The sequence below is a fragment of the Pseudomonas citronellolis genome (assembly GCF_001586155.1).
Taxonomy (GTDB): Bacteria; Pseudomonadota; Gammaproteobacteria; order Pseudomonadales; family Pseudomonadaceae; genus Pseudomonas; species Pseudomonas citronellolis.
Window position 1 is genome coordinate 5,688,570 of record NZ_CP014158.1, and the last position, 24,398, is coordinate 5,712,967.

18 protein-coding genes are annotated in these 24,398 nt (G+C 68.5%); 7 read left to right on the top strand and 11 right to left on the bottom strand.

All coding sequences use genetic code 11. The annotated features are described in order from the left end of the window. Positions 1–55 precede the first annotated feature (55 nt). Positions 56–2,179 (top strand): phosphate acetyltransferase, encoded by a 2,124-nt coding sequence (pta, locus tag PcP3B5_RS24925; RefSeq protein WP_061562677.1) that lies wholly within the window; start codon positions 56–58, stop codon positions 2,177–2,179. 127 nt (positions 2,180–2,306) lie between these two features. Further along, positions 2,307–3,221, top strand: a complete 915-nt coding sequence (locus PcP3B5_RS24930) for an acyltransferase (RefSeq protein WP_061562678.1) — start codon at positions 2,307–2,309, stop codon at positions 3,219–3,221. A gap of 610 nt (positions 3,222–3,831) precedes the next feature. On the opposite strand, the gene PcP3B5_RS24935 is transcribed toward PcP3B5_RS24930, so the two are convergent. The 3 genes from PcP3B5_RS24935 to PcP3B5_RS24945 form a co-directional block, all read right to left on the bottom strand. Continuing rightward, positions 3,832–4,560, bottom strand: coding sequence for a YiaD family glycine zipper/OmpA-like lipoprotein (locus PcP3B5_RS24935; RefSeq protein ID WP_009616028.1), 729 nt, complete (start codon positions 4,558–4,560; stop codon positions 3,832–3,834). Between the two features lie 83 nt (positions 4,561–4,643). Further along, positions 4,644–5,288, bottom strand: a complete 645-nt coding sequence (locus PcP3B5_RS24940; RefSeq protein ID WP_009616027.1) for an MBL fold metallo-hydrolase — start codon at positions 5,286–5,288, stop codon at positions 4,644–4,646. Positions 5,289–5,360: 72 nt separating this feature from the next. Then, the gene (locus PcP3B5_RS24945; protein ID WP_061562679.1) at positions 5,361–6,377 is read right to left on the bottom strand and encodes an AraC family transcriptional regulator; all 1,017 of its coding nucleotides are present in this window, start codon (positions 6,375–6,377) and stop codon (positions 5,361–5,363) included. A gap of 123 nt (positions 6,378–6,500) precedes the next feature. On the opposite strand from PcP3B5_RS24945, the gene PcP3B5_RS24950 reads away from it, so the two are divergent. Continuing rightward, positions 6,501–7,340, top strand: a complete 840-nt coding sequence (locus PcP3B5_RS24950) for a metal-dependent hydrolase (RefSeq protein ID WP_061562680.1) — start codon at positions 6,501–6,503, stop codon at positions 7,338–7,340. Between the two features lie 888 nt (positions 7,341–8,228). Here the strand turns inward: PcP3B5_RS24950 and PcP3B5_RS24955 are convergent. Then, positions 8,229–9,167 (bottom strand): alpha/beta fold hydrolase, encoded by a 939-nt coding sequence (locus tag PcP3B5_RS24955; protein WP_061562681.1) that lies wholly within the window; start codon positions 9,165–9,167, stop codon positions 8,229–8,231. Positions 9,168–9,236: 69 nt separating this feature from the next. Beyond that, the gene (locus PcP3B5_RS24960) at positions 9,237–9,899 is read right to left on the bottom strand and encodes a TetR/AcrR family transcriptional regulator (protein ID WP_061562682.1); all 663 of its coding nucleotides are present in this window, start codon (positions 9,897–9,899) and stop codon (positions 9,237–9,239) included. A 90-nt stretch (positions 9,900–9,989) separates the two neighbouring features. Between PcP3B5_RS24960 and PcP3B5_RS24965 the strand changes: the two genes are divergently transcribed. Beyond that, positions 9,990–10,847 carry a hypothetical protein gene (locus PcP3B5_RS24965; protein ID WP_009616021.1) on the top strand — a complete coding sequence of 286 codons (858 nt, stop codon included), beginning with the start codon at positions 9,990–9,992 and terminating at the stop codon, positions 10,845–10,847. A 327-nt stretch (positions 10,848–11,174) separates the two neighbouring features. Here PcP3B5_RS24965 and PcP3B5_RS24970 read toward each other — a convergent pair whose 3' ends face one another. Then, positions 11,175–13,901 carry a winged helix-turn-helix domain-containing protein gene (locus tag PcP3B5_RS24970; protein ID WP_061562683.1) on the bottom strand — a complete coding sequence of 909 codons (2,727 nt, stop codon included), beginning with the start codon at positions 13,899–13,901 and terminating at the stop codon, positions 11,175–11,177. Between the two features lie 815 nt (positions 13,902–14,716). Then, on the bottom strand, positions 14,717–16,612 hold the full coding sequence (locus PcP3B5_RS24975) for a propionyl-CoA synthetase (protein ID WP_061563337.1): 1,896 nt from the start codon (positions 16,610–16,612) through the stop codon (positions 14,717–14,719). A 261-nt stretch (positions 16,613–16,873) separates the two neighbouring features. Between PcP3B5_RS24975 and PcP3B5_RS24980 the strand changes: the two genes are divergently transcribed. Beyond that, entirely contained in the window at positions 16,874–17,053 is a 180-nt protein-coding gene (locus PcP3B5_RS24980) for a hypothetical protein (RefSeq protein ID WP_009616018.1), read from the top strand. 6 nt (positions 17,054–17,059) lie between these two features. Here the strand turns inward: PcP3B5_RS24980 and PcP3B5_RS24985 are convergent, their stop codons facing one another. From PcP3B5_RS24985 to PcP3B5_RS24995, 3 genes are all read right to left on the bottom strand, one after another. Continuing rightward, positions 17,060–18,235 (bottom strand): multidrug effflux MFS transporter, encoded by a 1,176-nt coding sequence (locus tag PcP3B5_RS24985; protein WP_009616017.1) that lies wholly within the window; start codon positions 18,233–18,235, stop codon positions 17,060–17,062. A gap of 174 nt (positions 18,236–18,409) precedes the next feature. Next, positions 18,410–21,574, bottom strand: a complete 3,165-nt coding sequence (locus PcP3B5_RS24990) for an efflux RND transporter permease subunit (protein WP_061562684.1) — start codon at positions 21,572–21,574, stop codon at positions 18,410–18,412. A gap of 13 nt (positions 21,575–21,587) precedes the next feature. Further along, entirely contained in the window at positions 21,588–22,772 is a 1,185-nt protein-coding gene (locus tag PcP3B5_RS24995; RefSeq protein ID WP_009616015.1) for an efflux RND transporter periplasmic adaptor subunit, read from the bottom strand. Between the two features lie 148 nt (positions 22,773–22,920). On the opposite strand from PcP3B5_RS24995, the gene PcP3B5_RS25000 reads away from it, so the two are divergent. Next, the gene (locus tag PcP3B5_RS25000; RefSeq protein ID WP_061562685.1) at positions 22,921–23,574 is read left to right on the top strand and encodes a TetR family transcriptional regulator; all 654 of its coding nucleotides are present in this window, start codon (positions 22,921–22,923) and stop codon (positions 23,572–23,574) included. On the opposite strand, the gene PcP3B5_RS25005 is transcribed toward PcP3B5_RS25000, so the two are convergent. Further along, entirely contained in the window at positions 23,553–23,750 is a 198-nt protein-coding gene (locus PcP3B5_RS25005; protein WP_009616013.1) for a heavy-metal-associated domain-containing protein, read from the bottom strand. The two genes, PcP3B5_RS25000 and PcP3B5_RS25005, sit on opposite strands and share 22 nt — an antisense overlap. Before the next feature lie 152 nt (positions 23,751–23,902). On the opposite strand from PcP3B5_RS25005, the gene PcP3B5_RS25010 reads away from it, so the two are divergent. After that, positions 23,903–24,307, top strand: a complete 405-nt coding sequence (locus PcP3B5_RS25010; protein ID WP_009616012.1) for a hypothetical protein — start codon at positions 23,903–23,905, stop codon at positions 24,305–24,307. The last annotated feature ends 91 nt before the right edge of the window (positions 24,308–24,398 follow it).

Here is a 24,398-nt window from a genome sequence, read left to right on the forward strand (position 1 = left end):
TGCCTCCCCGGCCCCACAAGGGCCGCAGCGAACCCGAACGGCTTAAGGAGCCCGGATGCATACCTTCTTCATCGCCCCGACCGGCTTTGGCGTCGGCCTCACCTCCATCAGCCTCGGGCTGATCCGCGCCCTGCAGCGCGCCGGCCTGAAGGTCGGCTTCTACAAACCCATCGCCCAGCCGCAACCCGGCGACGACGGCCCGGAACGCTCCAGCGAGCTGGTGGCCCGCACCCACGGCCTGAAGCCGCCCACCCCGCTGCCCCTGGGCAAGGTCGAGCGGATGCTCGGCGACGGCCTGCTGGACGACCTGCTCGAAGGCATCATCCACGAGTACCGGGCCGCCGCCGAAGGCCAGGACGTGATGATCATCGAGGGCATGGTCCCCACCCGCCACGTCAGCTACGCCGCGCGCATCAACTTCCACCTGGCCAAGAGCACCGACGCCGAGGTCATCCTCGTCTCGGCGCCGGAGAACGAGACGCTCAACGAGCTGTGCGACCGCCTGGAAATCCAGGCCCAGCTGTTCGGCGGCGCCCACGACCCGAAGCTGCTCGGGGTGATCCTCAACAAGGTCCGCGACGTCGACGAGGAAGGCCGCCCGCTGGAAGGCGAGGCCGCCGCCCAGCGCTTCGCCTCGCGCCTGAGCGAGCACTCGGCGCTGATGCGCGGCGGCGAGTTCCGCCTGCTCGGCTGCATCCCCTGGCAGGACGACCTCAACGCCCCGCGCACCCGCGACGTGGCCGACCTGCTCAACGCCAGCGTGCTCAACGCCGGCGACTACGAGCAGCGCCGGGTGCAGAAGATCATCCTCTGCGCGCCCTCGGCGCCGAACACCGTGCACCTGCTCAAGCCCGGCGTGCTGGTGGTGGTGCCGGGCGACCGCGACGACATCATCCTCGCCGCCTGCCTGGCGGCCATGAACGGCGTGCCCCTGGCCGGCCTGCTGCTGTGCAGCGGCCTGGCGCCGGACGCGCGGATCATGGAGCTGTGCCGCAGCGCCCTGCAGAGCGGCCTGCCGGTGCTGACGGTGAACACCGGCTCCTACGACACCGCCGGCGACCTGACGCGGATGAACAAGGAAATCCCCATCGACGACCGCGAGCGCGCCGAGCACGTCACCGAATACGTCGCCGGGCACATCGACTTCGAATGGCTGCGCGAGCGCTGCGGCGCGCCCCACGAGCCGCGCCTGTCGCCGCCGGTGTTCCGCTACCAGCTGACGCAGCGCGCCGCCCGCGCCGGCAAGCGCATCGTCCTGCCCGAGGGCAGCGAGCCGCGCACCGTGCAGGCGGCGGTGATCTGCCACGCCCGCGGCATCGCCCGCTGCGTGCTGCTGGCCAAGCCCGACGACGTCCAGGCGGTGGCGCAGATGCTCGGCATCGCCCTGCCGGCGGACCTGGAGGTCATCGACCCGGACCTGGTGCGCAGCCGCTACGTCGAGCCCATGGTGAAGCTGCGCAAGGGCAAGAACCTCAACGCGCCCATGGCCGAGCAGCAGCTGGAAGACAACGTGGTGCTGGGCACCATGATGCTCGCCCTGGAGGAAGTGGACGGCCTGGTCTCCGGCGCCATCCACACCACCGCCAACACCATCCGCCCGGCGCTGCAGCTGATCAAGACCGCGCCCGGCTACAACCTGGTGTCCTCGGTGTTCTTCATGCTGCTGCCCGACCAGGTGGTGGTCTACGGCGACTGCGCGGTGAATCCCGATCCTTCGGCCAGTGACCTGGCCGAGATCGCCCTGCAGAGTGCCGACTCGGCGCAGGCCTTCGGCATCGTCCCGCGGGTGGCGATGATCAGCTACTCCACGGGGGACTCCGGAACCGGCGCGGATGTCGACAAAGTGCGGGAAGCGACGCGTATCGCGCAGGAAAAACGCCCCGATCTGTTGATCGACGGGCCCTTGCAGTATGATGCCGCCGCCGTCGCCGGCGTCGGCCGCCAGAAGGCCCCCGACAGCCCGGTGGCCGGCCGCGCCACGGTGTACGTGTTCCCCGACCTGAACACCGGGAACACCACCTACAAGGCGGTGCAGCGCAGCGCCGACTGCATCAGCATCGGCCCCATGCTGCAAGGCTTGCGCAAGCCGGTGAACGACCTGTCGCGCGGCGCCCTGGTGGAAGACATCGTCTACACCATCGCGCTCACCGCGATCCAGGCCGACACGCAACAGACCTGACTCCAAGGAGGGCCGCCCGCGGGCGGCCCAGGCCAACGCCGGCACAGGAAGGTGCCACCCGAAACGACGGGGCCGGAACCCCGACCACGCGCCGCCGCCGAGCGTCGCCCATGTACAAGGAACATCCATGCTCAACTTCCTTCCCCATGCCCTGCGCGGCTCGCTCGCCGGCCTGCTGCTGATCCTCAGCACCCTGTGCTGGTGCGTCCCGCTGTTCGGCATGACGCTGTTCAAGCTGCTGCTGCCCTTCGCCCCAGCCCAGGCGGTTTGCCGGCGGATCATGGGGCTGATCGCCGAAGGCTGGATCAGCTGCAACAAGGGCTGGATGAACCTAGTGCAACGCACCGGCTGGAACGTCCAGGGCCTGGAAGGCCTGGAGTACGACCATTCCTACCTGGTCACCAGCAACCACCAGAGCTGGGTCGACATCCTGGTCCTGCAGTACCAGCTCAACCGGCGCATCCCGCTGCTGCGCTTCTTCCTCAAGCAGCAGCTGATCTGGGTGCCCGTCATCGGCCTGTGCTGGTGGGCGCTGGATTTCCCCTTCATGAAGCGCTACAGCAAGGCCTACCTGGCGAAACACCCGGAGAAGCAGGGCCAGGACCTGGCCACCACCCGCAAGGCCTGCGCCAAGTTCAAGCGCATCCCGGTGGCCATCTTCAACTTCCTCGAAGGCACCCGCTTCACCCGCGCCAAGCACGACGAGCAGGGCTCGCCGTTCCAGCACCTGCTCAAGCCCAAGGCCGGCGGCATCGCCTTCGTCCTCGACGCCATGGGCGAGCAGCTGCGCACCCTGGTCAACGTGACCATCCACTACCCCGACGGCAGCCCGACCTTCTGGTGCCTGCTGTCCGGGCGCCTGAAGCGCGTGGTGGTGCGCTTCGAGGAAATGGAGATCCCGCGGCAGTTCATCGGCAAGAGCTATGACCAGGATGCGGACTACCGCGCGGAGTTCCAGCGCTGGGTGAACCAGCTGTGGGAGCGCAAGGATCAGATGCTGGCGCAGTTGCACCGGGAGTATCCGGCGGGAGCCAAGGCTTGAGGGGGTGCGCTTTTCGGGTGGGGCCGCATACGCCGAGGCGCTTTTCGTAGGATGGGTTGAGCTTGCGATACCCATCGAACCCTGGTGATGGGTATCGCTTCGCTCAACCCATCCTACGGGGCTTGGCGCGGGTTGTGGTGAAGGTGAAACGGCGGATAACCGCGAACGGTTATCCGCCCTACGTCCCGGTCAAACCCCGCGTAGGGCGCATAACGCCTACGGCGTTATCCGCCGTCTGGCCTTGGCCCGAGGCGACTTCGGGTTCGACCTTGGCGTGGGTTGTGGTGAAGGTGAAGCGGCGGATAACCGCGAACGGTTATGCGCCCTACGTCACGGTCAAGCCTGGCGTAGGGCGCCGACCACGCCGGACGCCCCGGTGGCACGACCAATACCCCTGTCCCAACAAAAAGCCCGCCAACCCAGGCCGTGTGAAAACCTCCGGATCGGTCCAGCTGGTTAAAAAACAACCTGGATTTCGCGTTTCTACGCGGATTCTGGGTTGGCTGAATAGCCAAGCCTTTTCAGATTTCACGTAGGAACGCACTCTTCGAAGAGCCGCTCGGGTTTTCACACAGCCTGAACCGGCGGGCTTTCTTCATCCAGGCAACGCTTACTGATACTGCTGCTGGCCACCCTGCGGCGCGGTGCCCTGGGCGCCCGGCAGGGCCTTCAGGTTCACCTCGACGCGACGGTTCTGCGCACGACCATCAGCAGTGGAGTTACTGGCAATCGGCTGGTCCGGCCCCATGCCGCGGGTGCTCACGCGGGTGCCGTCGACGCCTTGCGAAGTCAGGTAGGTCGCCACGCTCTGCGCCCGGCGCTGCGACAGATCCATGTTGTGCTGGCGGCTGCCGGTGCTGTCGGTGTAGCCGACGATCTCGATGCTGTTCTGGTTGAACTGCTTGAAGGAGTTCGCCAGGTTGTTCAGCGGCGCGTAGAAGGACGGGGCGATGTTCGCCGAATCGGTGGCGAAGGTGATGTTGCCCGGCATGATCAGCTTGATGTCATCGCCCTGGCGCTGCACCTGCACGCCGGTACCCTGCATCTGCTGGCGCAGCTGGGCTTCCTGCTTGTCGGCGTAGTAGCCGTAGCCGGCGCCGGCCATGCCGGCCACTGCGGCGCCGATCAGCGCGCCCTTGCCGCGGTTGTCGTGGTTGATCGCCGCGCCGGCCACGGCGCCGGCCAGCGCGCCCAGGCCGCCGTACTTGGCGGTCTTGCTCACGCCGCCCTCCTGCGGAACCTGGGTGTTGGGGTCATAGGGATTCTGCGAGGCGCAACCGGCCATGAGAGCGAAGGCGGTGACGGCCGCGACCATGGACAGACGACGTGCGGTGAACATGAAGGAGGACTCCTTGAAAGCGATACGCCCTTTCCCGGGCGGCAAGTTAGAGCTTGGAACGTGCAAAAGATTCCACAACAACCTTAAGCACGAATGAAGGGATTCTCGCGCATTTCATCGCCCAGGCGCGTGTCCGGACCGTGGCCGGTGACCACAGTGGCCTCCTCGTCCAGGCTGTACAGGCGCTGTTTGATCGAACGCTCGATGGTGGCGTAGTCGCCGCCCCACAGGTCGGTGCGGCCGATGCCGCGGCGGAACAGGGTGTCGCCGGCGATCAGCAGCCTGGCGCCGGGGAACCAGAAGCTCATCGAGCCCGGCGTGTGCCCCGGGGTGTGCAGCGCCACGCCGCAGCCGCAGGCCAGTTCCTCGTCGTCCTGCAGCCACTGGTCCGGCGAAGGCACCGGCTTGTAGGGCACACCGAACATGCGGCACTGCATCTCCAGGTTGTCCCAGAGGAACTGGTCGCCCTGGTGCAGGTGCAGGGTGGCGCCGGTCTTCTCCTTCATCTGCCCGGAGGCGAGGAAGTGGTCCAGGTGCGCATGGGTGTGGATGATGCTGACGACCTTCAGGCCCAGGGCGTCGAGGCGCTGCAGGATCAGCTCGTGGTCGCCGCCCGGGTCGACCACGATGGCCTTCTTCGTCACGGGGTCGCCGATGATGGTGCAGTTGCACTGCAGGGGGCCGACGGGGAAGGTTTCGCGGATCAGCGCGGGCTGGGCGGCGTCCATGGGGTATTTCCTGGCAGGTTTCGACAAACGCCAAGGGTGACGGCAAAGCCGCTGCGCTTCAACTCCCCGTGTTCAGTCGGCGCGGTAGTCGGTGGGCAGCTTGCCGGTCCACTTGCGGAACGCCCGGCGGAAGTTCGACGGGTCGTTGAAGCCCAGCAGCAGGGCGATCTCGTACAGCGGCAGGTGGGTGGTGGTGAGGTACTGCAGGGCCAGGCGCTTGCGCACGTCGTCCAGCACCTGCTGGTAGGTGGTGCCCAGGCTGGACAGGTGCCGGCGCAGGCTGCGGCCGCTGGTATGCAGCTCGCGGGCGGCGGTGTCCAGGTCGGGGAACTCGCCGGGGCGCGCCAGCAGCAGGCGGCGGATGCGGGTGAGCAGGCCTTCCTGCACGTCCAAGCTGGCCAGCAGCGCCTCGCACTGCTGCTCGCACATCTGCACCGTGGCCGGGTTGGCCAGGGCCATGGGGCGATTGAGGTATTCCCGCGGCAGGCTGATGAAGTGGAACGGCTGGTCGAAGGCCGCCGCCACGCCGAACACCTCGGTGTAGCGCTCGGCATAGGGCGGCGCGGGGAAGGCGAAACCGACCTCCACGCCCTGCAGCGGCTCGCCGACGAGGAAGCGGGCGATGGTGTACAGGCTGGTCATCAGGCCCTCGCCGGCGAAGCGCTGCATGGGCCCCAGGGGAATCGACTCGCTGGCGCGCAGCTGCGAGCGGTCCTGCTCCTCGACGCGCTCCAGGTCGTAGGCCAGGCCCAGCACGCGGTAGTACTTGAGGGCGAAGTCGATGGCCTTTTCCAGGTTGGCGCTGGACAGCACCGCGTAGCCGAGGATGCCGTGGGTGGAGACGTTCAGGCGCTGGCCCAGCAGCAGGCCGAAGGCCGGCTCGCCGCAGTTGGCCAGGGCGGCGCCGGCGAGCAGGTTGAAGTCGACGAAGGACAGGCGCCCGGCCGGGCTTTGCAGCACTTCGGGGCGCACCCGGGCCAGTTCGAGCAGGCGCTGGCGCGGCACGCCGAGCTCCTCGGCGAGGTCGAGCAGGGCCTGGGCGTAGGCCACGGGAACCAGTTCGGCGGTGAAGGTGAGCGGTTGCTTCATGGGCTTCTTCTTGTTCTGACCGCTGGCCGGATATGACCGGAAAGTTGGCAGAAGATAACCTTGTGAGCCTTCCCCCGCAAGCCCAAGATCGGTGCCATGGAAACCCACAACAATGGAGCCGTCATGGCCAGCACGACCCCCGCAGGACTGGAAATCAAGCCACGGCACATGGACTTCGAGCTGCCCGATCCGCTGCCGCGCCACTGGCACGGCGGGGACGCCTTCAAGTCGCACCTGTTCGACGCCATGTCGGTGCTCTTCCCCGACGGCGAACGCTTCTTCATCGACTCGGTGCGCAACTTCCGCGAGCAGATCGCCGACCCGGTGCTCAAGGAGCAGATCCGCGGCTTCATCGGCCAGGAAGGCCACCACAGCCGCGAGCACCTGGTGTACAGCCAGCGCCTGAAGGACCAGGGCTACGACATCACGCGCATCGAGAAACTGGCCCAGGCGCGCATCCGCTACACCCAGAAGAAGTTCAGCACCCGCCGCCAGTTGGCGGCCACCGCGGCGCTGGAGCACATCACCGCGATCATGGCCAACGGCCTGCTCACCAACCCGCGCACCCTGGAAGGCGCCGAGCCGGTGATGCAACGCCTGTGGCGCTGGCACGCGCTGGAGGAAACCGAGCACAAGGCGGTGGCCTTCGACGTCTACAACCAGGTCTGCGGCAGCCGCCGCCTGCTGCGCCGGGCGATGGTGATGGCGACCTTCTTCTTCGTCCTCGACACCTTCCGCGGCCTGGTGCACATGCTCAAGCGCGACGGCCTGCTGTGGAACTGGCGCGTCTGGCGCGACGGCCTGAAATGGAGCTGGGGCAAGGACGGCGTGTTCCGCCCGCTGCTGCGCGAATACCGCGACTTCTTCCGCAAGGACTTCCACCCGTGGCAGCACGACAACCTCGACCTGCTGTACCAGGTGCGCAAGGAATACGATCCGCAGCCGATGGCGCATGCGGGTTGATTCCGGCTTTCCCACAACGCCCCGCCTCGTCGGGGCGTTGGTGTTACGGCTTTTCGTAGGATGGCGTTGAGCGAAGCGATACCCATCACCCTGGCCCGATGGGTTTCGCAAGCTCAACCCATCCTACGAAAAGCACCTCGGCGCAGCCTGCGCCTATGTCCGCACGAGAGGCGTTTCCCCTGCACAACGAAAAAGCCCCGGCGAACCGGTAATGCTGTTCACTTAAGCGATAGGTGGTGGTTCAGCGAAGGTGCGCCAGCCTGGCTTCGCTCCCTCACCCCAGCCCTCTCCCAAAGGGAGAGGGGGCTATTCGGAGCGTGCGGGGAGTTCGGCGTCATCCCGGAACGCCTACCTCTTCTCGTCATTCCCGAGAACGCGAGCCCTGGGTTCGCGAGCAAGCTCGCTCCTACGAAAAGCCAAAGCGCATTGGCTCTGGCTTTTGCTCTTGAGACTTCCAGAGAAACATCCGCGCACTCCGAAACGCCCCTTCAGAAGGCCGAGCGAAACCCGCGCTCAGGAGGTCATGCGACATGGATGTCGCGAGAGCCCCGATGGGCTACAGGGACGTACCCTCGGGGCGGGCCTCCGTGGCGGGGGAATTCGCGAGGGTAGCCCGGCTCCATCGGGCCCGTATGCGGGGCAAGCCTTTTTGGTTCCTTTTGTGGCGTTTGACAAAAGGGACTCGCCCGAGGGGGCGAAACAAGACGGTCGGGCAGACTCGGTGCGGCGCAGAAACACCCAAGCCAAGGCAACTGGGTTTCCGCGTTCGCAAGCCAAGCCATAGCCCCAGCCATATGAAAATACCGTTTCCCCCAGGCAGAGAAACGGCATCCTTTCTTAAGTGAACAGCATTACCGGCGAACCGGGGCTTTTTCATCGCAGGCCCGATCAGGCATGCAGGAAGCGCAACGCATCCGCCGCCGTCTGCTGCGGGATTTCCTCCATGGGAATGTGGCCCACCCCGGGATAAGTTTTCACCTGGATGCCCGGCAGGTCGCGCTGCCACAGCGGCACGTGCTTCGGCGAAATCCAGCGGTCGCGCTCGCCCCACATCAGCAGCGTCGGCGCCTTGAGCTGCGCCACCCGCGCCGGGGTGCCCGGCAGTTCCTCGCGGTTGGCCTTCACCAGCACGCGGAAGATGTCGATCATGGCGCGACGGTTGCCCGGGCGGCGGCTGATGTCGTAGTAGCGATCGACCACCCCGGGCTGGATGCGCTGCGGGTTGCCGTAGACCTCCCTGATCCCCTGGGCCACCAGGGCCCGCGGCATCCAGGCCGGCATCAGCAGGCCGGCGCCGGGCAGCGCGGCGCTGGCGATCATCAGCGGCACCTTCTGCATGTGGTAGCCGGCCGGGTCGACCAGGATCAGCCGCTCCACCCTGTGCGGCTGGGCCAGGGCGTAGTTCCAGGCGATGTAGCCGCCCAGGGAGTTGCCGGCGATGGACACCCTGTCCAGCCCCAGGCGTTCGAGGAACAGGCCGAACACCTTCACCAGGCGCTCGCCGCTGTAGTCGCGGTCGCGGCCGCCGCCGGTGAGGCCGAAGCCGGGCACGTCGAGGCGGACGATGCGGAAGTGCCGTGCCATCTCCGCCACCCAGCCGTCCCAGGTGTGCAGCGACGCCATCACCCCGTGCACCAGCACCAGCACCGGCTTGTCGCGGCCGCCCTCGTCGCGGTAGTGGATCGGGAAGCCGTCCACCTCGATGAAGCGCGAACCGGCCTCGCTCGGCGCGTAGCGGTCGATCAGGGCTTCCAGCGGCAGGGCGCCGAAGCCCAGGCGGGCGAAGCCGGCCGCCAGCGGCGGTTGCAGGCTGTAGGTTGCGGACATGGGGCACTCCGGTGCGCGTTGTTGTCGATGCCCGATCAGAGCACAGCGCCCCAACGCGTTGCGCCCAACCTAGGTAGTGCGCTTGCAGAGGCTGTCGACCAGCAGGTCGCCGAGCACCCGCTTGACCTCTTCCAGGTCGGGCCGCACGGCGCCGCCGAGCAGTTCGTGGGAGGCTGCCTCCAGAGCCCAGAGCAGCGCCTGGTAGGTCAGGGGCGCATGCTTGACGCCCTCGCCGACGAAACGTTCCTCCAGCAGCGCCTGCAACTCGTGCAGCGCCTGGCGGCGGTGCGCGGCCAGGGGTGAGTCGGAGCGTAACGCTTCCTCGTGCATCAGGCGGATGATCGGCCCCACCGCCTGGTGGTAGTCGAAGAAGCGCGCGACCATGGCGCGCAGCCAGGCCTCGCTGCTGCCGGTGGCGGTGCGCATCTCGCGGAAGCGCATCAGCAGCAGCTGCACGGCGGTGCGGTAGATGCCCTCGAGCACGTCGAGCTTGCCGTCGAAGTACTTGTAGAAGGTGCGCCGCGAGACCTTGGCCGCCGCCAGCAGGTCGTTCACCGTAGTCTCGGCCAGGCCCTTGGCGACGAACACCGGGATGCTCGCCAACTGGATGTTGGCGCGCTGCAGGTGGTTGACCAGCGGCCCCTCGCCGCTGCCCTCCTGGCGCGCCAGGGCGCCGTAGCCGCCGAGGTCCTCGAACACCGCCAGCACCGCGCCGGATTCCTGGATCGTCATGCCACCTCCACCCAACCAAGGCGCGGGGTGACGCCGGCCCCGCCCGTCGCTAACCTAGGCCGACCGCTCCCGCGCAAGGAAAGCCCGTTCGTGCCGACCCTAACACGCCGCCTGCTGTGGCCGCTGGCCATCCTTTTGCTGGTCGTCTGCCGCCCCGCCGCAGCCGCCGGCAACGAGCTGTTCTACCTCGGCCAGCGCATCCCGGACATCCAGCGCACCTGGACCAGCGAGGACTACCAGCAACTGATCGACGCGCTGAAGAAGATCGAGGAAACCCAGGCCAACAGCCTGCCGCGGCGCAGCGGCGAATTCACCGGGCCGATCTATCAGCGCATGGTCAGCGAGGAGAACTTCCGCCCGCAGATGAACATCTACGCGCCGCTGGAGCTGCGCCAGAACGAGGCGCGCGAGGTGCTGTTCAAGCTCAAGGAGCTGATGCGCCTGTACTTCGACTTCCGCGCCGCCAAGCAGCCCTACGGCGCAGAAGCCCTGGGCCTGATGAGCTATTCGCTGCGCGAGCAGGCCATCCTGTTCAACCTGACGGTGGAATTCTGGATGACCCTGGCGCAGAGCGAGCAGCGCAACCCGGTGCGCCTGAAGGGCATGCAGGAAGCCAAGGCCGCGGCGGCGATGCTGACCAGCAGCGCCCTGGACTACCTGGACCTGACCGCGCAGTTCGAGCGCCAGGACCTGGTGCTGTACAGCGCCGAACTGGCCAAGCAGCTGCCGGAGCTGTTCATCCACCTGCCCGGCGAAACCCGCGGCCAGCTGCTGGCGCGGGTGCAGGCGTTCGCCGACAAGCATCCCTACCCGGAAGTGCGGGAAAACATGCGCGAGCTGCTGCCGGTACTGCAGGGCATCCAGGCCGACGTGCAGCGCCAGTTGGCCAAGCCGGCGAAGGGCGCGCCGGCGCCGAAGGCGTTGGATTTGAGTCCGCCGAAGGAATAAATAGCGCGGATCGCAGCTCTTCGTAGGAGCGAGCTTGCTCTCGAATGTGTTCTGCCGTTGGCTTCGGTGCTGGCCTTGAAGAGCGCCCTCTCCCTAACCCTCTCCCTGAAGGGAGAGGGGACCGTTCGGCGTGGTCTGGTTTTCCCGAGTCAGCCGGCAGGCGCGGTGGTTTCCGGCTAAAACCATTCCTTCTCTCGGCACGGTTTAGCCCCCTCTCCCTTCAGGGAGAGGGCTGGGGAGAGGGAACGGAGTCGATCCGAAACACAGCTGCTGCCGGTAAATCCCATTCGCGAGCAAGCTCGCTCCTACGAAGAGCCAAGCGACCAACTAACGCAACAACCCCAACACCTTCGCCCGGGCCACCGCCTGGGTGCGCCTTTCCACCCCAAGCTTGTCGTTGATGTGCCGCGCATGGCTCTTCACGGTATGCAGCGAGATGAACAGGCGCTCGCTGATTTCCTGGTTGGACAGGCCCTGGGCGATCAGCTCCAGCACCGCCAGCTCGCGGCCGCTGAGGCCGTCGGCGAGGGTGGCCGGGCGTTCTGCCTGGGCCGGCAGGCGTTGTAGCAGCAGGCGTTGCAATGGACAGGGCGCGCGCTGCTCCAGTTGCTCGCGCAGCCAGTCCGGTTCCTGGGCCAGCAGCTCCTGCAAGGGCAGCAGCGCCCCGCCGACGGCGCCTTGCAGGCAGGCGTCCAGCGCTTCGCGGGCCTCGCGTTCGCGGCCTTGCTGCAACAGCAGGCCGGCCAGTTGCGCCTGGGCCAGGCGCGCCGGCATCTGCGCCCCGGCCGGCTGGGCCGCGGCGATCAGCGTGCGCAGGCGGCGCTCGGCCTCGGCCGGGCGTTCCTCGCGGCGGGCCAGTTGCGCTTGCAGCAGTTCGATGTAGTACGGCAGTTGCGGGTGGCACTCCGGCGGCGTCGCCGGGTTGGCCCCCGAATAGGTTTCCCCCAGGCGCTCCAGCCAGGCCGAGGCCAGCTCCAGTTGCCCCTGGGCCAGCCACAGCTCGCATTTGACCAGGGTGATGACCGACAGGTAGTAGACCGGCGGCACGTCCCACACGTGCATCAGCCGTTCGGCCTCGGCCAGTTGGGCGAAGGCCTGGGTGTAGTTGCCCTGGCGCCCTTCCAGGCCGGCCAGCGCGCAGTAGCCGATCACCAGGCTGACGTCGCGGCAGGCGCGGGCCTCCTCGATGCCTGCGCGCAGCTTCTGGCGTGCCTCCTCGCCTTGCAGGCCCAGGCCGCGCAGGTAGCCCTGGTAGATCAGCAGCCGGCCGCGCACGGCGTAGCGCCGGTGCGCCGGTTGCCCGGCCAGGCGCGCCAGGCCCTGCTCCAGTTCCTCGCTGGCGCGCAGGACCTCGCCGCGGGCCTGCAGGCCGCGGGCGCGGTCGTAGTGCACCAGCGCTTCGAGCAAGGGGTTGCCGAAGCGCTGCGCCAACTCCAGGGCCTCGCGGTTGAGGCCGCGGGCGCCCCAGGAGTCGCCGCGCACGATGGCCAGGTTGGCCAGGCTCGACAGGCACATCAGGCGCGGCCCGGAGCGCTCCATCGGGAGCTGCGCCAGGGCCTCGGCGCAGTGCCGCTCGGCGCCTTCGATGTCGCCGCGGCCGCGGGCGATGATCCCGGCCAGGGCCTGCCACTGGGCCAGCAGGTCGGCCTGGGTGGCGGCGTCGGCGGCGGGCAGGAAGCGCGCCAGCTGAGCGCCCAGTTCCTCGGCGGCGTCCAGTTGGCAGGCCAGGGCCAGGGCCCAGCTGTACAGCACGATCAGCCGCGGCGTGCTCGCCAGCAGGCTGTCGGGCAGGTCCATTTTCCAGCGCAGCAGGGTGGCGACGTTCTGCTCGGCCAGCAGTTGTTCTTCCGACAGGCTCTGCACCAGGCTGGCCGCCACTTCCGGGTGGCCGGCGCGCAGGGCCTGGTCCACCGCCTCGTCGAGCAGCCCGCGGGAGCTGAACCAACGGCAGGCGCGCAGGTGCAGCGAACCCGCCGAGGGGCCGTCGGCCGGCAGTTCGCGGGCCAGCAGCAGGTCGGAGAACAGGTGGTGGTAGCGGAACCACTGGCCCTGCTCGTCCAGCGGCACCAGGAACACCTGGTGCCGCTGCAGGTGGCGCAGGATGGCGGCGCTGTCGTGGCTGTCGCGCAGGGCGTCGCACAGTTCGCCGCAGAAGCGTTCGAAGCGCGCCGTCTGCAGCAGGAAGGCCTGGACCTCCGGCGGCTGCTTGTCGATCACCTCTTCCAGCAAATAGTCGCGGATCAGTTCCTCGGTGCCGTTCAGCGGCGCGTCGCAGCCCTGCCCGCCGAGGCCCTCGGGGTGCGCCAGCAGCCACAGGCGCAGGCCGGCGATCCAGCCTTCGCTGCGTTCGATCAGGCGCTCGACCAGCGCCTCGCTGGCCGGGGTGCCGCTGGCCGAGACCAGGGCGGCGGTTTCCTCGGCGGTCAGGCGCAGGTCCTGCTCGCTGAGCTCCAGCAACTGGCGCGACAGGCGCAGGCGCGCCAGGTGCCAGTCCGGGCGCTGGCGGCTGGTGACCAGCAGCACCAGGCCGGGCGGCTGGTGGTTGAGGAGGAATTGCAGGCAGCGGTCGAGCACCGCGCCCTGGGCCAGGTGGTAGTCGTCCAGCACCAGCAGCAGCGGCGCCTCGGTGGACAGGCGCTCGGCCAGTTCGTCGAGCAGGTCGTCGAGCCAGGCCTCGAAGGCGAACGGCTGGTGGCGCTGGCGCATCTTCAGCACCGCCATGGCGTCGTCGCCGAGGTTGGGCAGGTACAGGCGCAGCCCGTCGAGCAGGCGCTCGAGGAAGCGCCCCGGGTCGCTGTCCCGCGCGCTCAGGCCCAGCCACAGGCTGCGCCAGTGCGGCGCCAGGGATTCGCAGAACTCGATGGCCAGGGAACTCTTGCCGAACCCGGCCGGGGCCGAGAGCAGCAGCAGGCGCCCGCCCAGGCCCGCGCCCATGCGCTGGCACAGCCGCGCGCGGCTGACGTAGCCGGCGGGCAGCGGCGGCCGATAGAAGCGGCTGCCGCCTGGCGGGCTGGCGTTCTCCGGCGGGAGTGGCAGAGTCGAGAAGTCGGTCATGCCCTGGCGCTTGCTCTAGTTCTTATGGGGGATCCTTCGTAGCCGAGCCTAGTAGCTCGACCGGGCTATTTGAAGCCGAATTTGTTACATAACCCGGCGTTTTGCCACTAAATAATTCAGCATTCTCAGATAAATACGACATATTCCGACGGAACATCCTCTTCTATATCGGCAGGGGATTCCGTATTCACAGCCGGAATATCCGCCAATCATCGGAAAGGTAACGGGGTTCGCGGTTTTCGGGGCGTTGGGATGCCTACTGGCTGGCCACGCCGAGGTGTTCCGTAGGATGGGTTGAGCCTGCGAAACCCATGCTGCCGTGGTGATGGGTATCGCTTCGCTCAACCCATCCTACGGGGCTGCCCCACCTACGCCGTTCCCCTGTAGGAGCGCGCCCTGCGCGCGATTTCGCGGGCAGGGCCCGCTCCTACAATTCCAGGATGGCACGGGCGTAGCGGACCTTGTCCGCGATGGCCGGGCATATCGGTGCGAATCGCGGATGAGATCCGCTCCTACGCTGCCCCACCTACGCCGTTCCCCTGTAGGAGCGCGCCCTGCGCGCGAAATCGCGGGCAGGGCCCGCTCCTACAATTCCAGGATGGCACGGGCGTAGGCGGACCTTGTCCGCGATAGCCGGGCATATCGGTGCGGATCGCGGATGAGATCCGCTACGCTGCCCCACCTGCGCCGTTCCCCTGTAGGAGCGCGCCCTGCGCGCGATTTCGTGGGCAGGGCCCGCGAGGCCGATACATGGGCAAAAAAAGGGCCGCAACGCGGCCCTGGAGGAAAGCCGGCCCGCAGGCCGGCGCGTGGGTTCAGCTGGCCCGGGCTAGGCCCACGGCCTGCAGGCGGGCGGCGATTTCGTCGAGGATGGCCGGGTCGTCGATGGTGGACGGCGGCGCGTAGTCCTCGCCGTCGGCGATCTTGCGCAGCACGGCGCGGAGGATCTTGCCCGAGCGCGTCTTGGGCAGGCGCTTGACCACCACCGCGCGCTGGAAGCAGGCCAGCGCGCCGATGCGCTCGCGGACCAGCGCCACCAGTTCGCGCTGCAGCTGTTCCTCGGTGACGCGCGCGTCGTCCTTGAGCACCACCAGGCCCAGCGGCACGTGGCCCTTGAGCGGGTCCTGCACGGCGATCACCGCGCATTCGGCCACCGCGTCGTGCAGCGCCAGCAGCTCTTCCATCTCGCCAGTGGACAGGCGGTGGCCGGAGACGTTTATCACGTCGTCGGTGCGGCCCATGATGTGGACGAAGCCGTCCTCGTCGATGAAGCCGCCGTCGCCGGTGTGGTAGTAGCCGGGGAAGGCCCGCAGGTAAGCGCTGAGGTAGCGCGGGTGGTCGTTCCACAGAGTCTGCGCGCAGCCGGGCGGCAGCGGCAGGCCAATGACGATCGAGCCGGTCTGCCCCGGCGCCAGCAGGCGCCCCTCCTCGTCCACCACCTGCACGTCGTAGCCGGGCACCGCCAGGTTGCTGGAACCGGCGCGCTGCTCCTGGCAGCCCAGCCCGGTGCAGGGCGCGGTCACCGGCCAGCCGGTCTCGGTCTGCCACCAGTGGTCGAACACCGGCTTGCCGGTCAGCTCCTCCAGCCACTGGTGGGTGCTGCTGTCGAGCTTCTCGCCGGCGAGGAACAGTTGGCGCAGCGAGCCCAGGTCGTAGCGCTTGAGCAGCTCGCCGTTGGGGTCTTCCTTGCGGATCGCGCGGATCGCCGTGGGCGCGCAGAACAGCGCGTTGACCTGGTGTTCCTCGATCACCCGCCAGTAGCTGCCGGCGTCCGGCGTGCGCACCGGCTTGCCCTCGTAGAACAGCGTGGTGCAGCCGTTCATCAGCGGGCCGTAGACGATCAGCGAGTGGCCGACCACCCAGCCGACGTCGGAGATGCCCCACCAGACGTCGCCCGGCTGCATGCCGAAGATGGTCGGCAGCGTGTAGTGCAGGGCCACCGCGTGGCCGCCGTTGTCGCGCACTATGCCCTTGGGCTTACCGGTGGTGCCGGAGGTGTACATGATGTACAGCGGGTCGCCGCTGGCCACCTCCACCGGGTCGGCCGGCTCGGCGTGGGCCACCGTCTCGCGCCAATCCAGGTCGCGCCCGGCGTGCAGCTCGGCCATCGCCTGCGGGCGCTGCCAGACCAGCACCTGGGCCGGCTGGTGCAGGGCCAGTTCCAGGGCCTTGTCCACCAGCGGCTTGTATTCGATGACGCGCTCGAACTCCAGGCCGCAGGAGGCGGTGAGGATCAGTTTTGGCTTGGCGTCGTCGATGCGCAGCGCCAGCTCGTAGGGGGCGAAGCCGCCGAACACCACCGAGTGCACCGCGCCGATGCGCGCGCAGGCCAGCATGGCCATGGCCGCCTGGGGCACCATCGGCATGTAGATGATCACCCCGTCGCCCTTGCCCACGCCCAGGGCGCGCAGGGCGCCGGCCAGGCGCGCCACTTCGTCGCGCAGCTCGCGGAAGCTGTAGCGCTGCTGCACGCCGGTGACCGGGGAGTCGTAGATCAGCGCCGCCTGCTCGCCGCGGCCCAGGGCGATCTGCCGGTCCAGGGCCAGGTAGCAGCTGTTCAGGCGGCCATCGGCGAACCAGCGGTGGCTGCCGTCGGGGAGTGCTTCGAGGATGTTGCGCGGGCGCTGGTACCAGGCCACGGCCTCGGCCTGTTCGGCCCAGAAGGCGGCAGGGTCCGCAATGGAGCGGGCATGGGATTGCCGGTAATTCATCATCTGACCCTCTGAATTGTTTTTATCGAGGTCGAATAACGAGTATGGACAGGCCGCGGGGAGCCGCCATCAACCTTTGGTCGTAAGCCGGCGGCGCCTTCCCGGGAGACCGCGCCCCGCGGCCGAGCCGGCTGCCCTGGCAGCGGGCACAGCGTCGCCCAGGTCAGCGAGGCCCGGCGCCGATTGTCGAGTCACTCCGGACAGCGCGGCTGGCGGAACTACACTCAGCTTCCCCCCCAACACAGACACGGGTGTCGCGCCATGCACATACTCGTTCGTCCGTCGGCCGGCGCCCAGGGCAAGCGCTGGCAGGTCTGCCTCGATCAGTTCGCCGTGGACTTCCGCAACGAGCAGGAGGCGCGGCACTTCGTCAGCACTCTGGAGGCCCGCCTGCGCGCGCCCCACGCGCTGCCGCGCACGGAGCAGCCACTGACCGGCTGAAGCGCCTCAGACGCTGCGCTCGCTGATCTGCCCGGTGTACCAGCCCAGCAGCGCCGCGCAGCCGCCGCAGGTCGTGATCACCAGCGCCATGGGCAGCGCGCTGCCGTCGTGCAGCGCGCCGACCAGCGCCGAGGCAGCCGCCGCCACCGTGAACTGCAGGCTGCCCATCAACGCCGAGGCGCTGCCGGCGTGGCTGCCCTGCCCGGCCATGGCGCAGGCCGAGGAGTTGGGCAGCAGGAAGCCCAGGCTGGCGATGGCGCCGAACAGCGGCATCAGCAGCGGCCACAGGTGTTCCGGGCGGTACAGGGTGACCGCCAGCAGCGCCAGGCCGCAGAAGAAGTACACCCACACCGCGCGGCGCAGCCAGAACCCCGGCCCGCGGTAGCGCAGCAGCCGCGCGTTGACCTGGGCCATGAGGATGAAGCCGGCGGCGTTGCTGCCGAAGATCCAGCCGTAGTGCTCCGCCGGCACCTGGTAGAGCTGGATGAAGACGAAGGGCGAGCCGGCGATATAGGCGAACATCCCGGCGATGGCCACGCCGCCGGTCAGCGCGTAGCAGAGGAAGGCGCGCTCGCCCAGCAGCCGGCGGTATTCCCCCAGGGCGCCGGACAGCGGCGGCCGCGGGCCGGCGGGGATGGTCTCGGGCAGCCACAGGGCGATGGCGCTGCCGGCCACGGCGCTGAACGCCACCAGGCAGAGAAAGATCGACTGCCAGCCGAACAGCCCCAGCAGCGCGCCGCCGCCCAGGGGCGCGAGGATCGGCGCCAGGCCCATCACCAGCATCAGCTGCGAGAAGGCCTTGGCCGCCGCCACCGCATCGCACAGGTCGCGCACCACCGCCCGCGAGATGACCATGCCGGCGCAGCCGCCCAGGGCCTGGACGAAGCGCGCGCCGATCAGCCAGTGCAGGTCCGGCGCGAAGGCGCAGGCCAGCGAGGCCGCGGTGAAGATGATCACCCCCAGCAGCAGCGGCAGGCGCCGGCCGTAGCGGTCGGCCAGCGGGCCGTAGAGCAGCTGGCCGATGGCCAGGCCGGCGAAGTAGGCCGACAGGCTCAGCTGGATGTGCTCGACGTCGGTGCCGAAGGCTGCGGCCAACGCCGGGAAGCTGGGCAGGTAGAAGTCGATGGCCATGGGGCCGAAGGCGCTCAGCGCGCCGAGGATCAGCAGGATGCGAAAGGTCATGGAACACCGTTGGCCCCGTCGCCTGACGGGGCCTGGAAAGATTCGGGCAAGAATTGCAAGCAGGCTAACGAAACGCCGGCAAGCATATCAATTCGCCGGCCCCGGGGCAGGGCCGGAAGAGGAAATTTGCGAGTTGGCTTCAGGCGCCGGCCAGGCGGCCGGCGCCCGTGCCCGTCAGTGCGCCGACCCCTCCCCCTGGGCCGCTTCGGCAGCCGGCTGGGCCTTGGCCTTGCGCTTGCCCATACGCTCGGCGGCCGATTCCACCAGCATGTAGAACATCGGGATGAGGAAGGTCGCCAGCACGGTGGCCGCGAGCATGCCGCCGATCACCCCGGTGCCGATCGAATGGCGGCTGGCCGAGCCGGCGCCGCTGCTGATGGCCAGCGGCACCACGCCGAGGATGAACGCCAGGGAGGTCATGACGATTGGCCGGAAGCGCAGCTTGGCCGCCTCCAGCGCCGCCTGCAGCGGGCTCAGCCCCTGCTCCTCGCGGACCATCACGGCGAACTCGATGATCAGGATGGCGTTCTTCGCCGCCAGGCCGATCAGCGTCACCAGGCCGACCTGGAAGTACACGTCGTTGCTCAGCCCGCGCAGCCAGATGGCGAGGATGGCGCCGAACACCGCGAAGGGCACCGCGGTGACCACCGCCAGCGGCAGGGTCCAGCGCTCGTACTGGGCGGCGAGGATGAGGAACACCAGGATCAGGCCGAAGACGAACGCCGTGCTGCCCGAGCCCTGGGTCTCCAGCTCCTGGTAGGCCGAGCCGATCCAGGTGAGGAAGTAGCTGTCGCCGAGGGTCTGGTCGGCCACTTCCTGCATCGCCGCCAGGGCCTGGCCGGAGCTGTAGCCCGGCGCCGGGCCGCCGAGCAGCTTGGCCGCGGGGAACACGTTGAAGCGCGCGTAGGAATCCGGGCCGAGGGTGCGCTGCACGCTGACCAGGGCCGACAGCGGCACCAGGTCGCCGCTGGAGGAGCGCACGTACACCTGGGTCAGGTCCTCGGGCTTGCGGCGGAAGTCCGACTCGGACTGCAGGTTGACCTTCCAGGTCCGCCCGTAGAGGGTGAAGTCGTTGACGTAGTAGGCGCCGAAGGTCGCCTGCATGGCGGTGAACACATCGTTGATGGCTACCCCCAGCGAACGCGCCTTGGTGCGGTCGAGGTTGATGAAGTACTGCGGCACGTTGGCGTTGAAGGTGCTGGTCACCCCGGCCAGTTCCGGGCGCTTGGCCGCCGCCGCCATGAACTTCTGCACCATCTGTTCGAGCTGCGCGGAGGTGCCGCCGCTACGGTCCTGGATGTACGCCTCGAAGCCGCCGGTGGTGCTCATGCCGGTGATCGGCGGCGGGTTGAAGCTCATCACCACGCCATCCTGCTGCCTGGCGCCCATGGCCATGAAGGTGCGCGTGAGGTTGCGCGCGTCCAGCTCGGGGGTCTCGCGCTCCTTCCAGTCCTTGAGGGTGACGAAGGACACCCCGGCGCTGGTGGTGTTGGCGTTGGTGAGGATGTTCAGGCCGGCGAAGGTCAGCACGTCCTGCACCGCCGGGTGCTTCTCCAGCTGCTGCGAGACGGCGTCGGTGAGCGCCTCGGTGCGCGACAGCGAGGCCGCCGGCGGCAGCATGTAGGCGTTGATCACATAGCCCTGGTCCTCGTCGGGCACCAGCGAGCCGGGCACCCGGCCGAACAGCAGCAGCATCAGCGCGATCATCCCGCCGAACACCAGCAGGCCGATGAGCACGCGCTTGAGGAAGAACTGCACGCCGGCGCCGTAGGCCGCGGTGGCCGCGTCGAACATGCGGTTGAACCAGCGGAACGGCGCCGCCGGCTCCTTGTGCTCGGGCTTGAGGATCAGCGCGCAGAGCGCCGGCGAGAGGGTCAGCGCGACTATCCCGGAGATCACCACCGAGACCGCGATGGTGATCGCGAACTGCTGGTACATCTGCCCGGCCAGGCCGCCGAGGAAGCCCACGGGGACGAACACCGCGCAGAGCACCAGGACGATGGCGACGATCGGCCCGGTCACCTCCTCCATGGCCTTGATCGCCGCCTCCCGCGGCGGCAGCTTCTCGGTGCGCATCACCCGCTCGACGTTCTCCAGCACCACGATGGCGTCGTCCACCACGATGCCGATGGCCAGCACCATGCCGAACAGCGTCAGCAGGTTGATGGAAAAGCCCAGCAGGTACATGCCGGCGAAGGTGCCGACCAGCGACACCGGGATGGCCAGCACCGGGATCAGCGTGGCGCGCAGGTTCTGCAGGAAGATGTAGACCACCAGCATCACCAGCACCAGGGCCTCGAAGAAGGTGTGCACCACCTCCTCGATGGATACCTTGACGAAGGTGGTGGTGTCGTAGGGGATCTTGTAGACGACGCCTTCGGGGAAGCGCTTGGCCAGCCGCTCCATGGTGGTTTCCACGGCCTCGGCGGTGTCCAGGGCGTTGGCCCCCGGCTGCAGGTAGACGCCGAAGGAAGCGTTGAGCCGCCCGTTCAGCGTGGTCTTCATCGAGTAGTCCTGGGCGCCCAGCTCGATGCGCGCGACGTCCTTCAGGCGCAGGCTGGCGCCGGTGCTGTCGGTGCGCAGGATGACGCCCTCGAACTCCTTCGGGTCGGTGAAGCGGCCCTGGGTGCTCACCGTGTAGGTGAAGTCCTGCGGGGTGTTCAGCGGCTCCTTGCCGAAGTTGCCGGCGGCGAACTGCGAGTTCTGCTCGCGGATGGCGTCGACCACGTCGCTGGGGGTGAGGTTGTACTGCGCCAGCTTGTCCGGGCGCAGCCAGATGCGCATGGCGTAGTCCTTGGAGCCGAACTGGGTGACGTCGCCCACGCCGGGGAGGCGCTTGAGCTCGTCGATGACGTTGATCAGCGCGTAGTTGCTGATGAACACCGGGTCGCGCGAGCCGTCCGGGGAGAACAGCGTCACCACCTGGAGGATGTCGGCGGACTTCTTCTGCACCTTCACGCCCTGCCGGCGCACTTCTTCCGGCAGCTTGGCCAGGGCTGCCTGGACCTTGTTGTTGACGTTGATGGTGGCCTGGTCCGGGTCGGTGCCGACCTTGAAGTACACGGTCAGGCTCATGGCGCCGCTGCTGTCGGAGTTGGACAGCTGGTAGATCATGCCCTCGACGCCGTTGATCTCCTGTTCCAGCGGCGCCGCCACGGTCTCGGCGATCACCTGCGAGCTGGCGCCGGGGTAGGAGGCGGTCACCGAGACCTGCGGCGGCAGAATCTCCGGGTACTGCGCCACCGGCAGCGCGCGCAGGGCCGCCAGGCCCGCGAGCAGGATGACGATGGAGATCACCATGGCGAACACGGGGCGGTCGATGAAGAAGCGCGAGATCACGATGGCCGCTCCTTCAGGACTGGGCTGGCTGGGCGGGGGCCTGCTGCGCCGGCGCGGCCGGCGCCTCGACGGCCTTCACCGGCTGGTCCGGGCGGACCTTGGGCAGGCCGTCGACGATCACCCTGTCGCCGTCGTCGACGCCGGAATCGACTATCCAGCGCTGGTTGACCACCTGCGAGGTGGTCACCTGGCGCACGCGGGCGAAGCCGTCCTTGTCCACCACGTAGACGAAGGTGCCGCGCGGCCCCTGGGCCAGGGCGCGCTCGGGCACGGTCACCGCGGCCTTGCGGACGATGCCGGTGACCACCACGCGGACGAACTGGCCGGGGATCAGGTGGGTTTCCGGGTTGGGCACCACGGCGCGGGCGTTGATGGTGCCGGTGCCGGTGTTGACGAAGCTGTCGGTGAAGTCCACCACGCCGTCGATGGGGTAGCGGCTGCCGTCGCCGAAGAAGATCTGCGCGTTCAGCTTGCCGTGCTCGGGCAGCACCAGGCGGCCCTGCTGCACGCCCTCGCGCAGGCGCGCGGCCTCGGTATCGGAATAGGCGAAGTTGACGTAGATGGGGTCGAGCTGGGTCAGCTCGGTGAGCAGGCTGGTGTTGGGGTCGCTGGCGGTGACCAGGCTGCCCTCGGAGCGGGTTTCCTTGCTGGCCATGCCGGAGATCGGCGCCTTCACCGTGGTGTAGTCCAGGTCGATCTGCTTGGCGTCGACGTTGGCCTTGGCCGCCTCGACGTCGGCCTTGGCCTGCTCGTAGTCGGAGGTGTAGCGGTCCAGCTCGCTGGCGCTGGCGAAGCCCTTGCGCTGCAGCTCGCGGATGCGCTTGAGGTCGCGGTCGGTCTGGCGGTAGCGCGCCTGGGCCTGGGCCAGCGCGCCCTTGGCCTGGCCGAGGGCGGCCTGGTAGGGGCGCGGGTCGATCTGGAACAGCACCTGGCCCTGCTTCACCGGCCGGCCTTCCTCGTAGGTGCGTTTCTGCAGGATCCCGCTGACCTGGGCGCGCACCTCCACCTCGCGGTAGCCGGCCGCCCGCGCCGAATATTCGAGGTTCAGCGGCAGGCTGGCGCTCCTGGCCACTTCCACCGTGACCTCCGGGGCCGGTGGCGCCGCGCTCCCCTCGTCCGCCAGGGCCGGCAGGACAGACTGCGCGGCGACCAGGGCACACAGGGTCAGGGCGGCGGGCAAGCGCGGGGTGAACGGCATAGAACCTCTCCATGGAAAATGTCGGCTAAGACGATTCGGCACGCTATCGGGGGAAAACTGCCATCCGCCAGTAACTCACGGTTCCCGCTCGAAATTTCAGTAAACTGCGGAAATACCAGTGAGCCTAGCCCGTGTAGCAAACCGCGCCATGAGAAGAACTAAAGAAGATTCGGAACGAACCCGCCAGACGATCCTCGACTCGGCGGAGGCGCTGTTCCTGGAAAACGGCGTTTCCAGCACCAGCCTCGAGGAGATCGCCCGCAACGCCGGGGTCACCCGCGGGGCGGTGTACTGGCACTTCGAGAACAAGGCCCACCTGTTCAACGAACTGCTCAACCAGGTGCGCCTGCCGCCGGAGCAACTGGCCTTGCGCCTGTCCGGCTGCGACGGGGTGGACCCGCTGCAGTCGCTGTTCGACCTGTGCGTGGAAGTGGTGCACAGCCTGGCGCAGAACGCGCAGAAGCGCCGCGTGCTGACCATCCTGATGCAGCGCTGCGAGTTCACCGAGGAACTGCGCGAGGCGATCCTCCGCCACAACGCCTTCATCCGCCAGTTCATCGACCTTTGCGAGCAGCTCTTCACCCGCGACAAATGCCAGGTGCGGCTGCTGCCCGGGGTGACGCCGAAGACCGCCTCGCGGGCGGTCCACGGCCTGATCCACGGGCTGATCAACGACTGGCTGCGCGACCCGCAGCTGTTCGACCCGCTACAGGACGCCGAAGCGCTGCTCGAGCCGCTGTTCCGCGGCCTGATCCGCGACTGGAGCCAGGCCGGCGCGGCTCAGGCCAGCGCGGCCTCGTAGCCCTCCTCGCGGATCGCCGCCAGCACCTCTTCGGCCGCCAGGCGGCTGGCCACCCGCACTTCGCCGCCGGCCAGGTCCACCTGGACCTCGGCGGCGCCGTCGCGGGCCTGGATCGCCTGGGTGATGGCCCGCACGCAGTGGCCGCAGGACATGCCTTTCACACTGAACGCTTGCATGGTCGAACTCCTCGGGTTCGCTTGACGATGGGCGCAGTGTCGACCTTGCCACCGTGGCAAGGTCAAGCCCCCTGCGGCGCCACGCCGCGGGCTTGCCCCCGGCGCCGCCCTCGGCCAAGCTCTGCGCATCCGAGCCCTACCGGGAGCCCTCCATGCGCCGCCTGCTCCGCGCCCTGCCCTGCCTGCTCTGGCCCGCCCTGGCCCTGGCCGCCGACCCGCCGACGGTGCAGGCCTGGCCGCAGCAGGAGCCGCCGCCGCCCGGCTACGCCGTGCTCAACATCAGCCGCCAGGGCCTGCAGAGCGGCAGCGCCTGCGACATCGACCTCTACGTGCGCGGCGAACTGCTGGCGCGCCTGCAGCCCGAGGGCACCGTGGCGCTGAACCTGTCCCCCGGCGAGGTGCCCATCCGCCTCGCCGTCTCCGCCACCGGCGCCTGCCGCGACGGCATGCAGCAACTGCAGGCGCAGACCCTGCGCCTGCGCGCCGGGGAAATCCGCAGCTACCGCATCGGCTACCGCGAAGGCGGGCTGTTCCTGACGCCGGTCAACGTTCCCTGAGCGAGGGCTTGACCTTGCCCTCGTGGCAAGGTTCATCCTCGCAGCATCGTCGGATCGTGACCGCCGCGCCTGCAGTAAGCGGGCGGCGGAC